The following is a 13,989-nucleotide window of genomic DNA, read 5'->3' on the forward strand; positions in this document are numbered from 1 at the left end:
GTCAGTCCAGCAGATTGGCGTTGAGGTCGGGGCGATAGACTTGCAGCAGGGCAGGCGTGACGGTGCCTTGCAAGGAGCAGAAGATCTTCGTACGGCCCTCGGTCGGCCCTTTTTCCAGGCTCAGCGTACGTTCTACAAAGCCAAAGGGCGTGGCCACGCCCGGCCCCGCCAAGCCTTCGGTGCGCCATTGGCCGATCGGGTCGCCCACCCGGCGAATATCGGCGCGGCTGACGTTGCCGCGTTCTGCTACCAGGCGTGCGTGGTCGGCGATCAAGGGTTTGAGGCGCTCGGCAACATCGCTCACCGAACCTTCGGCGACGAATCCCCAGAACAGCAAATTGCCGACATTGGGCAGCGACATGGCTTCATTGTGATACCCCAAGAGGCGCACGCCGTTGACCACCAGCGGTTGCTCAAAGGCCTGATAGCGACCGCCTTCCTGCAGTGGGTTCATGACCACTGGAGCGCTGACGTTGCCCTGTTTGGCCACGCGCAGGGTGCCGGCGGGCAGGGAGGCGGTGTTGAGGGTTTCGAAAAAACGTGCGTCACAGCGGGAGAAATCGCTGAACAGCTGATCGGGGGTGGCGGCAGTGGTTTGGCCCTGGGCCTGGCTGGCAAGCGCCAGCAAGCAAAGGGCGGATAACAGTGGGCGAAGCATCGGCGTCATCCATGAGCGTTGAGGGGCGGCGAGTGTAACAAGGCCCAAACGCCTTCGCTAACAGGATGAGCGTTGCCCGGCGGTCAGGCTCCGGCGAGCCCGTTCAAAACGAGCGCACGATCCGCCCCAGCGTTTCCATCGCTTTCTCCGACGCCTCGGTCCACGGGCTGCCGTAATTCAAGCGAATGCAATTTCTGAAGCGCTGGGTCGCCGAGAAAATCGGTCCCGGCGCAATGCTGATGCCTTGGGCCAGGGCCATCTGGAACAGCTTCAGCGAATCGGTTTGCTCCGGCAGTTCGAGCCACAAAAAATACCCGCCAGCCGGCTGGCTGACCCGTGTCTGGGCCGGGAAATAGCGGGCGATTGCCGCCAGCATCGCGCTTTGCTGTTCTTCCAGGGCATAGCGCAACTTGCGCAAATGGCGGTCATAGCCACCGTGCTGCAGGTAGTCGGCAATCGCCGCCTGCGCCGGCATTGAAGGGCACAACGAGGTCATCAGCTTCAAGCGCTCGACCTTCTGCGCATAGCGCCCGGCGGCCACCCAGCCAACGCGATAACCCGGGGCCAGGCTTTTGGCGAAGGAACCGCAATGCATCACCAGGCCTTCGGTGTCGAAGGCTTTGGCCGGTTTGGGCGCGTGCTGCCCGTAATACAACTCGGCGTACACGTCGTCTTCAATCAGCGGCACCTGGTGACTGCGCAGCAGTTCCACCAACGCCTGCTTTTTGGCCTCCGGCAGGGTTGCGCCCATCGGGTTCTGGAAGCTGGTCATGGTCCAGCAGGCTTTGATTGGGTAGCGCTCGAGGCTTTGCGCCAAAGCGTTGAGGTCAATGCCATCGCGTGGGTGCACCGGAATTTCCACGGCCTTGAGCTTCAGACGTTCCAGCACTTGCAGGCAGGCATAAAACGCCGGCGCTTCGATGGCGACCAGATCGCCCGGCTCGGTCACGGCCTGCAGGCACAGGTTCAGGGCCTCAAGCGCGCCGTTGGTGATCAGCAGCTCTTCCATCGGCAGCATCAGGCCACCGACCATGTAACGCAGGGCAATTTGCCTGCGCAGCTGCGGGTTGCCCGGTGACATGTCGGTCACGACCAGGCGTGGGTCCATTTCGCGGCTGGCACTGGCCAGCGAACGTGCCAGGCGTGGCAAAGGGAACAGCATCGGGCTGGGAAAGGCCGAGCCGAAGGGCACGGTGTTGGGGTCTTTGATGGAGTCCAGTACCGAAAACACCAGTTCACTCACATCGACTTCGGTGGATTCGTGCACATGCTCACTTACCACCGGCTCGGAAAACGGGCTCGGTGCGTGGGTGTTGACGAAGTAACCGGAACGCGGCCGCGCGCGAATCAGCCCACGGCGTTCGAGCAGGTAATACGCCTGGAACACCGTGGACGGGCTGACGCCGTAGGTCTGGCTCGCATAGCGCACCGACGGCACGCGCTGGCCGGGCCCGAGCACGCCGGAGCGGATCAGTTCTGCGATGTCATCGGCGAATTTTTCGTAGCGTTTCATGAAGGCCTTAAAAACAGTTTTCTCATTATGAACACAGGGCAAACAGTGGCTGCGGGCCTGTGTCAGTTGGACCTCAGCGGTTCATCGGCGCCACAAAGCGGCTGTCGGCCGCACTGTAGATCCAGGGCTCATCCACGTCCGTCACCTTGAACCGCAGGGTCTGTGAACTGCTCGCCGGCTTGTCGGCCAACAACGCCACCGACACCGGCACATCGCTGATTTCCCCTGGCGCCAGGCTGAGCTCGGTCTTGCCTTGCAGCACGAAACCCTCGGCGTCCACCAACGCCAGGCGATAGTGCTGGCGCTGCTGGGTTTTGTTGATGACCTTGAGGCTGTAAATGTTTTCGATCAAGCCCTGGCTGTTTTCGCGGAACATGCCGCGATCCTTGGTGACGTCGAGCGATACCATCGGCCGTCCTACCAAGGCCACCACCAGTGCGGCGATCATCACCAGCAGCACGGCACTGTAGCCGATCAGTCGCGGCCGGAGCAGGTGGGTTTTGCCGCCCTGCAGTTGATGCTCGGAGGTATAGCTCACCAGCCCGCGGGCATAGCCCATTTTGTCCATGATCGAATCGCAGGCGTCGATGCAGGCCGCGCAGCCGATGCACTCCATCTGCAAGCCGTCGCGAATATCAATGCCGGTGGGGCACACCTGCACGCACAGCTGGCAGTCGATGCAGTCACCCAGGCCGACGTCAGCGGGCGTCACGTCTCGTTTGCGCGGGCCGCGGTGTTCTCCACGCGCCGCATCGTAAGAAATGGTCAGGGTGTCCTTGTCGAACATCACGCTCTGGAAGCGCGCATAGGGACACATGTGCATGCACACCGCCTCACGCAGCCAGCCGGCATTGATGTACGTGGCCGCGGTGAAGAACAGCACCCAGAACAGGCTGACGCCGCCCATTTGCCAGGTCAGCAGCTCCAAGGCCAGGGGCCGGATGGGCGTGAAGTAGCCGACAAACGTCAGCCCGGTCAACACGCTGATGCCCAGCCACAGCGTATGTTTGGCCGAGCGCCGCGCCAGCTTGTTCAGGCTCCACGGCGCCGCGTGCAGCTTGATACGCTGGTTGCGTTCGCCTTCGGTGACCTTTTCACACCACATGAACAGCCAGGTAAACGAGCTTTGCGGGCAGGTGTAGCCGCACCACACCCGGCCTGCGAACACGGTGATGGCAAACAGGCCGAAGGCGCAGATGATCAGCAGCGCCGACAACAGGATGAAGTCCTGGGGCCAGAAGGTTGCGCCGAAGATGTGGAATTTGCTTTCGGCCAGGTCCCACAGCACGGCTTGGCGCCCACCCCAGTTCAGCCATACGGTGCCGAAAAAAGCCAGGAACAGCACCGCCGCGCCGGCTACGCGCAAGGTGCGAAACAGGCCGGTGAAGCTGCGGGTGTGGATCAGGGTGTCGCTGGATTTGGCCTTCACCTTCTTTGGGTGTATGGGCTCAAAGGTTTCCACGGTTGGGATTCTTTCGCTCATGGTCGTTCGCTCATCAGCCTCCATCAGGCGGATGAACTATGGACGCCGCTCTGTGTGCATAACAGACTCAGCTAGGGCGATAAAAAGCGGATCAGATGGGGCTTTTCTACAAGACTGCGGCCAGTTGCTGCACTCCGTGGTGCCAGGAGTGCAGCGGCAATAAGCGCACATTGATACAGATCAATCAAATCACCGAATCACTGTCGGTCGCCTTTAAGTGTTTGCGTCCATCCACGGCACCGGCGACGGTCAAGGCATCGGCTTCGGCCTCGGTGATGTAGACCCTGTCGTTATCCAGCGTCACAAAAGACATGGCCTTGAGGCTGTCGGTGCTGACCGTCACCTCGGACGCAGGCAGGCTGCGCTCCTGGCCGTTTTCATCGACCTTGAAGTAGCACGTCTGGTTATCGATACGTACAGGCATGGTGATCTCCTTTTCCATTGGCGGGTGATCATTAGGGTTCACCCGGTTGCCCGGCGTTCCAGGCAACTGACTGGCGGTCGCCGTTGTCCATGCTTAACCCATAATCACAAAGGACCGCTTTCCATGGATGCCTGGTGGAGCGAAGTGTGGCAAACCCTGCAAGCCGAATTTGCCGACATCGGCGATGCGAAACAACTCACCCAGATCACCGTGCGCTTGCTGATCGCCGCGCTCCTGGGCGGCATTCTCGGGTTCGAACGGGAACAGAAGGGCAAGGCGGCGGGTGTACGCACCCACATGCTGGTGGCGTTGGGCGCCGCGCTGTTTGTATTGGTACCGCAGACGTCCGGCAGCCAGGCGGATGCGATGAGCCGGGTGCTGCAAGGCGTGATTGCCGGCATCGGATTTCTCGGCGCCGGCACCATTCTCAAAGGCAAGGAAGATGAGCAGGGCCAGCACGTCAAAGGCCTGACCACGGCTGCCGGCCTGTGGATGACGGCGGCAATCGGGGTTGCCGCCGGCATGGGCCGCGAATCGACAGCGGTGCTCAGTACCTTGCTGGCCTTGGCGGTATTCAGCGTGATGCCCCGGATCGTGAGGGCGTTCGAGAGTGATGATGACCGCCGATCAGGTGAGTAGATCGTTTTCTTTGACCTGGCCAAATATCTTTGCAACCAGCGCAGGCTCCCCTTGGTTGCCGGAAATTACCAGCACGCTGGCATTGTGTGCACGCGAGTATTTCAGCTGCATTTCACCACTGGCGCCGGATAACTGGTTGACCCACTGCAGCGGTTTATTCAGTTGCCGGCGAATGCTGGTGACGTCCAGCTTGTCCCGGTCGGTGACGAAGTTTCTGATTTCACACGGGTGGTCGAGCGTGGACTCCAGGGTGTTAGTGAAACTGTAGGTCCTGCGGTGGTTTTTACAGTCGGACTCGTAGTGATCCCGTCGCTGCCAATCCTCAAGATGCGCATATTGCAACGGCTCGGTCACCTTGCGGACCTGAGTGGCAATGTCGCAGAGGTGTTTACCCTTGGCCTCCAGGCTGCGCATGGAGTCCTGAATGCTGATCAGGGGCGCGTGCTCCTGGCGGGAGAACGCGCGAACCATATCAAAGCGGCTGCCCGGCGAGGCTTTCATCAAACTGGCTTTCAACGCGAACAGCGCCGCCTCCACGTAGTTGCGATAGGCGCCGACCTGCTCGGTTTCAATGGGGCTCAAGACCGTGTCGATCGAATCTTTGTTGAGTTGGGTTTCGATCCTGGCAAGGATGTTGAAACAGGACGTTGCGTTGGGGCCGCTCAACAGGCACTTGAGATTGTCTGGGGTCAACAGCCTGTCGATCGTGTTGAAGTTGTCTTTTGACTCTCTGGACTCAGGGTCGCGCATCAGGCGCTCAACGGTTTTGCGGTCCAACTGGTCGCAGAGCTGCTTGAACTGTTTTTCCAGGGCAGCCTGGTCGGCGGGAGCGGGTGCGGCTCCATCTGCACGCTTCGGCTCGTGGGCGCTGCTCGGCGCTGACCGGAGCAGGGCGTCCAGCGCTTGAGCGGACACGCTTACGGGGGAGGGTGAAATGGGGTGGGCGTGAAGATGGCCTGGGGTGGCTTCGGCGCGGGTGCGCGACGGCTGATGGATGGTCGACATGATAAATCCTCAAAAAACAAATCGGACGAGCGCTGGGGCCAGGAGCTTGGAAATGAAGTCAGCGCAACATCAGTATGAGAACGATCACATCAGTTGGAATTAGGGCTTTGCCTTTTAAGTGGGTGGGAATTTTCTGCGTCAAAGCCCGCTCGCGAGTCACGGTTCAGCGGCCAGTGCTGCGCCGGTACTACCACACTGACCCCGCGAGCGGATGCAGAATCTGCAACGTCTGCGTCACAGAATGACCGGCGGCTCGCTCGTTGGCGGTTCCTGCACCGGCGGTGGCTCGTTTTCAGGCGGTTCCTGTTCGGGAATCGGCTTCGGCTCAGCGGGCGGTAACGTTGGGTCGTCGATGTTCGGATCAGGTGTTTCAGCCGGAATCGGGATATTCATCGGTGTGGCCTCCTTTGTGCTTTGCTCTACCGGTGGACATCCGCCTGGGGGAATTGATTCCCCGCCCAATGGCGACATATCCACCTGAACTTTTCACCTGACGCCAGGCTCGGACCTATTACGGCCCTGCTCAGGGAGAGCGTTGCCCTATCAGAATTCGGATCAAGCAAAGAGCGTCCACAGGGCGTAAGGGGAAGATGCTCGATGACTGCTGAAACACTGGCTCCAGACGATTCCATTTTGCCGCTATCCCAGGCGTTGTTATTGCCCAGGATCGCGATCGAAAGTACCGCGCCTGTGATCGACGGCGGCGAATTTGCCGTGAAAGCCGCGGTTGGTCAGCGCATCAATGTCACCAGCAAGGTCTTTGCTGATGGCCACGACAAGCTTGCCGTACTGATCCGCTGGCGCCCGTTGCAGGACGAAAGCTGGCACAGCGTGGTGATGACCGACGTCGGTAACAATGGCTGGGAAGGCGCGTTCACCGTGACGCAGCAAGGCCCCCACCAATATTGCATCGAAGCCTGGATCGATACCTTTGCCAGCTTCTGTTATGAGCTGCGTAAAAAACACGAGGCCGGCGTGCCGGTCAGCCTTGAACTGCAGGAAGGTCGCAGCCTGGTGTTGCAGGCCGCCGAGCGCAGTGACAACGAGCTGCGCGATCGCCTCATGCTGCTGCACCACGAACTGTCCGGCTTGCTGGAAACCGAGCAGGTCGCGCAGTTTCTGCACGAAGACAGTGCACACCTGATGACCCAGGCCGACCACCGTGCCTATTTGAGCGTCAGCCCGGTCTACCCGGTTGATGTCGAGCGCACAGCCGCGCAGTTTGCCAGCTGGTACGAGCTGTTTCCGCGCTCGATCACCGACGATCCTGCTCGCCACGGCACGTTCAATGACGTGCACTCGCGCCTGTCGATGATCCATGACATGGGCTTTGACGTGCTGTACTTCCCGCCGATCCATCCGATCGGGCGCAGCCATCGCAAAGGCAGGAACAACTCCCTGACCGCCGGCCCCGATGATCCCGGCAGCCCGTACGCGATTGGCAGCGAGGAGGGCGGCCATGAAGCCATCCACCCGCAACTGGGCAGCCGCGATGACTTCCGTCGGTTGGTCAAGGCCGCCGCCGACCACGGCCTGGAAATCGCTCTGGATTTTGCCATCCAGTGCTCCCAGGACCACCCGTGGCTCAAGCAGCACCCGGGCTGGTTCAACTGGCGCCCGGACGGCACGATCAAATACGCCGAGAACCCGCCGAAGAAATATCAGGACATCGTCAACGTCGACTTCTATGCCGCCGATGCGATCCCGAGCCTGTGGACCGAATTGCGCGACGTCGTGCTGGGCTGGGTGGAAGAGGGCGTGAAGACCTTTCGGGTCGACAACCCTCACACCAAACCGCTGCCCTTCTGGCAATGGCTGATCAGCGACGTGCGCGGCAAACACCCGGACGTGATCTTCCTCGCCGAAGCATTCACCACGCCGGCAATGATGGCGCGTCTGGGCAAGGTCGGTTATTCGCAGAGTTACACCTACTTTACCTGGCGCAATACCAAGGCCGAGTTGAGCGAGTACTTTGCGCAGTTGAACGAATCGCCTTGGCGCGAGTGCTACCGACCGAATTTCTTCGTCAACACGCCGGACATCAACCCCGGCTTCCTGCACGAATCCGGGCGACCGGGCTTCTTGATCCGCGCCGCACTGGCCACCATGGGCTCGGGCCTGTGGGGCATGTATTCAGGGTTTGAGTTGTGCGAAGCCGCGCCGGTGCCGGGCAAGGAGGAGTACCTGGATTCGGAGAAGTACGAGATCCGTCCGCGTGATTTCACCGCGCCCGGCAACATCATTGCCGAGATCGCGCAGCTCAATCGTATCCGCCGGCAGAACCCCGCGTTGCAGACGCACTTGGGGTTGAAGCTCTACAACGCCTGGAACGACAACATCCTGTACTTCGGCAAACGCAGTGAAGACGGCAGCAATTTCATTCTCGTCGCGGTGAACCTTGACCCGTTCAATGCCCAGGAAGCGCATTTCGAGTTGCCGCTGTGGGAACTGGGCTTGCCGGACGATGCCCAGACCCAAGGCGAAGACTTGATGAACGGGCATCGCTGGACCTGGTACGGCAAGACTCAGTGGATGCGGCTGGAGCCGCACATGCCGTTTGGAATTTGGAGAATCACCACCTCCTGAAACCAGCCAGTCACCTGCGGGCGCCGGTACACGGCGCCTGCAGGGAGCGCGCTCCACCAGTTGGTTTTTCAGCATTTTCAGGAGTTACCAATGGCGAAGAAACCCAAGGCTGCCACCTTTATCAAAGACCCGCTCTGGTACAAGGATGCGGTGATTTATCAGGTTCACGTCAAATCCTATTTCGACTCCAACAACGATGGCATCGGTGACTTTCCCGGGCTGATCGCCAAGCTCGATTACATCGCCGACCTGGGCGTAAACACCATCTGGCTGTTGCCGTTCTACCCCTCGCCACGCCGTGATGACGGCTATGACATCGCCGAGTACCGTGGCGTGCACAGCGACTACGGGACCATGGCCGACGCCAAGCGGTTTATTGCCGAGGCCCACCAGCGCGGCCTGCGGGTCATCACCGAACTGGTGATCAACCACACCTCCGACCAGCATCCCTGGTTCCAGCGTGCGCGCAAGGCCAAGCCGGGTTCGGCCGCGCGCGACTTCTATGTGTGGTCCGATGACGACCAGAAATACGACGGCACCCGCATCATCTTTCTCGACACCGAAAAATCCAACTGGACCTGGGACCCGGTCGCTGGCCAGTACTTCTGGCACCGGTTCTATTCCCACCAGCCAGACCTGAACTTCGACAACCCGCAGGTGATGAAGGCGGTGCTGTCGGTGATGCGTTATTGGCTGGACATGGGCATCGATGGCCTGCGCCTGGACGCCATTCCGTACCTGATCGAACGCGACGGTACCAATAACGAAAACCTCCCGGAAACCCACGACGTCCTCAAGCAGATCCGTGCAGAGATCGACGCGCATTACCCCGACCGCATGCTGCTCGCCGAAGCCAACCAATGGCCGGAAGACACGCAGCTGTACTTCGGTGACAAAAAGGGTGACGACGGCGATGAATGCCACATGGCGTTCCACTTCCCGCTGATGCCGCGCATGTACATGGCGCTGGCCCAGGAAGATCGCTTCCCGATCACCGATATTTTGCGCCAGACCCCGGAGATTCCCGCCAACTGCCAATGGGCGATCTTCCTGCGCAACCACGATGAACTGACCCTGGAAATGGTCACCGATAAAGAACGCGACTACCTGTGGAACTACTACGCCGCCGACCGTCGCGCGCGGATCAACCTGGGTATTCGTCGACGCCTGGCGCCGCTGATGGAGCGTGATCGCCGCCGTGTCGAACTGCTCAATAGCCTGCTGCTGTCGATGCCGGGCACGCCGACCCTGTATTACGGCGATGAGATCGGCATGGGCGATAACATTTATCTGGGCGACCGCGACGGCGTGCGTACGCCGATGCAGTGGTCCATCGACCGTAACGGCGGCTTTTCCCGCGCCGACCCGGCGAGCCTGGTGCTGCCGCCGATCATGGACCCGCTTTACGGCTACCAGTCGGTCAACGTCGAAACCCAGGCTCAGGACCCGCACTCGTTGCTGAACTGGACCCGGCGCATGCTCGCGGTGCGCAAGCAGTCCAAGGCCTTTGGCCGTGGCAGCTTGAAAATGCTCTCGCCGAGCAACCGCCGCATCCTGGCCTACACCCGTGAATTCACCGGCGAAGACGGCCGCACGGAAATCATCCTGTGCGTGGCCAACGTGTCACGCAGTGCCCAGGCCGCCGAACTGGACCTGTCGGCGTTCGCCGGCATGGTGCCGGTGGAGATGCTCGGCGGGAATGCCTTCCCGCCGATTGGCCAGCTCAATTTCCTGCTGACCCTGGCGCCTTACGGCTTCTACTGGTTTGTGCTGGCGGCGGAAAACCAGATGCCGAGCTGGCATGTGGAACCGGCGCAAAGCATCCCGGACTTCACCACACTGGTATTGAAAAAACGCATGGAAGAACTGCTCGAAGAACCGTGCCGCAGCACCCTGGAACAAACCTCGCTGCCCGCCTGGCTGCCCAAGCGGCGCTGGTTTGCCGGCAAGGACACCGCCATCGACAGCGTGCACATTGCCTACGGCGTGCGCTTTGGCGACCCGCAGCACCCGGTGCTGCTCAGCGAGATCGAGGTGAGCAGCGCTGGCCAGGTCAGCCGCTATCAACTCCCGTTCGGCTTTCTCGGCGAAGACCAGCTCACCAGTGCGCTGCCCCAGCAATTGGCGCTCGCCCGTGTACGCCGTGCGCGTCAGGTCGGTTTGGTGACCGATGCCTTCAGCCTTGAGCACTTTATTCGTGCGGTGATCCATGGCCTGCAAGCCGGCACCGTGCTGAACACCGGCGAAGGTGATTTGCACTTTGAGGCCACGCCGCATCTGGCCAAGCTGCAACTGGGCGAAGAGCCGCAGGTGCGCTACCTGGCCGCCGAACAGTCCAACAGTTCGGTGGTGGTAGGCGAAAGCCTGGTGCTCAAGCTCATCCGCAAAGTCAGCGCTGGCGTGCACCCGGAGCTGGAAATGAGCGCTTACCTGACCGAAGCCGGTTACCCCAACATCTCGCCGCTGCTGGGCTCGATGGTGCGTCGTGACGGTGAAGGGCAAGACAACCTGCTGATGATTGCCCAGGGCTACCTCAGCAACCAGGGCGACGCATGGGCCTGGACGCAAAACAGCCTGGAGCGGGCGATTCGCGATGAATTGGCCGAAGCCATGTCCGAACAGGAACAGCACTACAACGCCCTCGGCGAACTGCAAGACTTTGCCGGTTTGCTCGGCCAGCGCCTGGGTGAAATGCACGCGGTCTTGGCGGCAAAAACCACCAACAAAGACTTCAAGCCGGAAGTCACGAGCGTCAAGGACACCCAGGCCTGGGCCAAGGATGTGGGCGCGCAGATCGACCGCGCGCTGCACTTGCTCAAGCTTCATCAAAGTCAATTGAACCCTGCCGATCAGGCGTTGGTCAGTGAATTGCTGACGCAGAAAAAAGCCATCGGCACGCACGTTCAGGCCCTGGCGAAAGCCACGGCCGGCGGGTTGCGGATCCGGGTTCATGGTGACTTGCACCTGGGCCAGGTACTGGTGGTCAAGGGCGATGCATACTTGATCGACTTTGAAGGCGAACCGGCGCGTCCGCTGCATGAGCGGCGCGGCAAGCACAGCCCCTATAAAGATGTCAGTGGCGTGCTGCGCTCGTTCGATTACGCCGCCGCCATGGCCTTGAATGTGCAAGGTGTGGATCACTCGCCCGAAGCGGACATTGCCCGCAAGCGCGTGACCGAGCGGTACTTGAGTGAAGCACGTCAGGCATTTACCCAGGCTTATCATCAGGCGACGTCTACACTGGCGCATGACTGGCAGGATGCCAAAGGCCAGAGCGCTGCGCTGACGTTGTTCAGCCTGGAAAAGGCCGCGTATGAAGTGGCCTACGAAGCGGAAAATCGCCCGACCTGGTTGCCGGTGCCGTTGCAAGGTTTGCACGGTCTGCTCAGCGGGCTAACACCTATATCGAAAAATGCACGCGGTGGGGAGACGTCATGAGCTTTACAAATAAAGAACCGCTGCAACCGAAACTGACTGCAATGCCGGCGTCCAAGGACGTCGAAGCACTGGTACGCGCCGAACACCATGACCCGTTCTCGATTCTCGGGCCACATGATGACGAGCAAGGCGGCCAGTTCATCCGCGCGTTTCTGCCCGAAGCCCTGAGTGTTCAGGTGCTGGCGCGAGACAGCGGTGAGACGCTCGGCAACCTGGACGCCAGCCCGGTGCCAGGTTTGTTTGTCGGCCACTTCAAGACACGCCAGAGCTACCTGCTGAAAATCCAGTGGGCCGGCGGCGAGCAGATCACAGAAGACCCTTACAGTTTCAGCCAGTTGCTGCTCGGTGAGATGGATTTGTACCTGTTTGCCGAGGGCAATCACCGTGACCTGAGCAGTTGCCTTGGCGCGCAAGTGACCAGCGTCGATGGCGTGCAGGGCGTGCGCTTTGCCGTATGGGCACCGAACGCCCGGCGCGTGTCGGTGGTGGGTGATTTCAATATCTGGGATGGCCGCCGCCATCCGATGCGGTTGCGTCATCCCTCGGGCGTCTGGGAAATCTTCATCCCGCGCCTGCAACCGGGTGCGGCCTACAAGTACGAGATTCTCGGTGCCCACGGCATCCTGCCGCTTAAGGCCGACCCGATGGCGCTGGCGACCCAGCTGCCGCCCGACACCGCCTCGAAAGTCGCTGCGCCGCTGCAGGTGGACTGGCAGGACCATGAGTGGATGCAGTCGCGCGCCGACAAACAGAAGCCTTCGGCGCCGCTGTCGATTTATGAGCTGCATGTGGGCTCCTGGCAATGCGAGCTCGACGAGGCCGGTGAAGTCTCCCGCCAGTACGGTTGGCGCGAGCTGGCCGAGCGCTTGGTGCCGTATGTGCAGCAGTTGGGCTTCACCCACGTTGAGCTGATGCCGATCATGGAGCACCCGTTCGGCGGTTCCTGGGGTTATCAAGCGTTGTCGCAGTTTGCTCCGAGCGCGCGCTTTGGCTCGCCGGAAGATTTCGGCTTCTTCGTCAACGCCCTCCATCAGGCCAACATCGGTGTGATCCTCGACTGGGTACCGGCGCATTTCCCGACCGATACCCACGGTTTGGCCCAGTTCGACGGCACCGCGCTGTACGAGTACGCCAACCCGCTGGAAGGCTTCCATCAGGATTGGGACACACTGATCTACAACCTGGGCCGCACTGAAGTGCACGGGTTTATGCTGGCCTCGGCGTTGCACTGGCTCAAACACTTCCATATCGACGGCCTGCGCGTGGATGCCGTGGCATCGATGCTCTATCGCGATTATTCGCGCAAAGCCGGCGAGTGGGTGCCTAACCGCCATGGCGGCCGCGAGAACCTGGAAGCCATCGACTTCCTGCGTCATTTGAACGACGTGGTGGCGCTGGAAGCACCAGGCGCACTGGTGATCGCCGAAGAATCCACCGCGTGGCCGGGTGTGAGCCAAAGCACCCAGCAGGGCGGGTTGGGCTTCAACTACAAGTGGAACATGGGCTGGATGCACGATTCGCTGCATTACATCCAGCAGGATCCGGTGTACCGCGCCCATCATCACAACGAGCTGAGTTTTGGCCTGGTGTATGCCTGGTCCGAGCGCTTTATCCTGCCGATCTCCCACGATGAAGTGGTGCACGGCAAGCATTCGCTGATCGACAAGATGCCCGGTGACCGCTGGCAGAAGTTTGCCAACCTGCGCGCATACCTGAGTTTCATGTGGATGCACCCCGGCAAGAAGCTGCTGTTCATGGGCTGCGAGTTTGGGCAGTGGCGCGAGTGGAACCATGACCAGCAACTGGATTGGTACCTGCTGCAATACCCTGAACACCAGGGCGTGCAGAAACTGGTTGGCGACTTGAACCGCCTGTACCGTGAGGAACCGGCGCTGCATGAGCAGGATGATGCGCCCCAAGGCTTCCAGTGGCTGATCGGCGACGATGCGATCAACAGCGTCTATGCCTGGCTGCGCTGGAGCAAGGACGGCAAGCCGGTGCTGGTCGTCGCTAACTTCACCCCGGTGCCGCGTGAAGCCTACGCCGTTGGCGTGCCATTTGCGGGGCGCTGGAGCGAGGTGATCAACAGCGATGCCGACATGTACGCCGGTTCCAACTACGGCAACGGTGGGGAAGTGTTCACGCAGGAGGAACCGCGTCATGGGCAGCCGGTGTCACTGTCGTTGAATGTGCCGCCATTGGGTGTGCTGATTCTGCGGCCGGAAACGCTTTAAGGGCGCCAA

10 protein-coding genes are annotated in these 13,989 nt (G+C 60.8%); 4 read left to right on the top strand and 6 right to left on the bottom strand.

The features are described from left to right. Position 1: 1 nt before the first annotated feature. The 4 genes from ABWL43_RS13110 to ABWL43_RS13125 all read right to left on the bottom strand — a co-directional run bounded on the left by ABWL43_RS13110 (position 2) and on the right by ABWL43_RS13125 (position 4,078). Positions 2–658: a hypothetical protein gene (locus tag ABWL43_RS13110; RefSeq protein WP_404488046.1), complete on the bottom strand. Its 657-nt coding sequence runs from the start codon at positions 656–658 to the stop codon at positions 2–4. Positions 659–761: 103 nt separating this feature from the next. Continuing rightward, positions 762–2,171: a GntR family transcriptional regulator MpaR gene (gene mapR / locus ABWL43_RS13115; protein ID WP_145165649.1), complete on the bottom strand. Its 1,410-nt coding sequence runs from the start codon at positions 2,169–2,171 to the stop codon at positions 762–764. A gap of 73 nt (positions 2,172–2,244) precedes the next feature. Beyond that, positions 2,245–3,654 (bottom strand): cytochrome c oxidase accessory protein CcoG, encoded by a 1,410-nt coding sequence (gene ccoG / locus ABWL43_RS13120; RefSeq protein WP_404488049.1) that lies wholly within the window; start codon positions 3,652–3,654, stop codon positions 2,245–2,247. 184 nt (positions 3,655–3,838) lie between these two features. Continuing rightward, the gene (locus ABWL43_RS13125) at positions 3,839–4,078 is read right to left on the bottom strand and encodes a DUF3203 family protein (RefSeq protein ID WP_242197143.1); all 240 of its coding nucleotides are present in this window, start codon (positions 4,076–4,078) and stop codon (positions 3,839–3,841) included. Between the two features lie 123 nt (positions 4,079–4,201). Between ABWL43_RS13125 and ABWL43_RS13130 the strand changes: the two genes are divergently transcribed. Beyond that, positions 4,202–4,717 carry an MgtC/SapB family protein gene (locus ABWL43_RS13130; RefSeq protein WP_262206426.1) on the top strand — a complete coding sequence of 172 codons (516 nt, stop codon included), beginning with the start codon at positions 4,202–4,204 and terminating at the stop codon, positions 4,715–4,717. Here the strand turns inward: ABWL43_RS13130 and ABWL43_RS13135 are convergent. After that, complete coding sequence (locus tag ABWL43_RS13135) at positions 4,706–5,722, bottom strand: M10 family metallopeptidase C-terminal domain-containing protein (protein WP_404488051.1); 1,017 nt, start codon at positions 5,720–5,722, stop codon at positions 4,706–4,708. The two genes, ABWL43_RS13130 and ABWL43_RS13135, sit on opposite strands and share 12 nt — an antisense overlap. 234 nt (positions 5,723–5,956) lie before the next feature. After that, positions 5,957–6,115, bottom strand: coding sequence for a hypothetical protein (locus ABWL43_RS13140; protein ID WP_404488052.1), 159 nt, complete (start codon positions 6,113–6,115; stop codon positions 5,957–5,959). A gap of 204 nt (positions 6,116–6,319) precedes the next feature. On the opposite strand from ABWL43_RS13140, the gene ABWL43_RS13145 reads away from it, so the two are divergent. The 3 genes from ABWL43_RS13145 (at position 6,320) to glgB (ending at position 13,980) form a co-directional block, all read left to right on the top strand. Continuing rightward, positions 6,320–8,308 (top strand): alpha-1,4-glucan--maltose-1-phosphate maltosyltransferase, encoded by a 1,989-nt coding sequence (locus ABWL43_RS13145; protein ID WP_404488053.1) that lies wholly within the window; start codon positions 6,320–6,322, stop codon positions 8,306–8,308. Between the two features lie 90 nt (positions 8,309–8,398). Next, entirely contained in the window at positions 8,399–11,746 is a 3,348-nt protein-coding gene (gene treS, locus ABWL43_RS13150) for a maltose alpha-D-glucosyltransferase (RefSeq protein WP_404488054.1), read from the top strand. After that, the gene (gene glgB / locus ABWL43_RS13155; protein WP_145165642.1) at positions 11,743–13,980 is read left to right on the top strand and encodes a 1,4-alpha-glucan branching protein GlgB; all 2,238 of its coding nucleotides are present in this window, start codon (positions 11,743–11,745) and stop codon (positions 13,978–13,980) included. The genes treS and glgB overlap by 4 nt, the downstream gene beginning before the upstream one ends. The last annotated feature ends 9 nt before the right edge of the window (positions 13,981–13,989 follow it).

This window comes from Pseudomonas sp. HT11 (assembly GCF_044875395.1).
In the GTDB taxonomy this organism is placed as follows: Bacteria; Pseudomonadota; Gammaproteobacteria; order Pseudomonadales; family Pseudomonadaceae; genus Aquipseudomonas.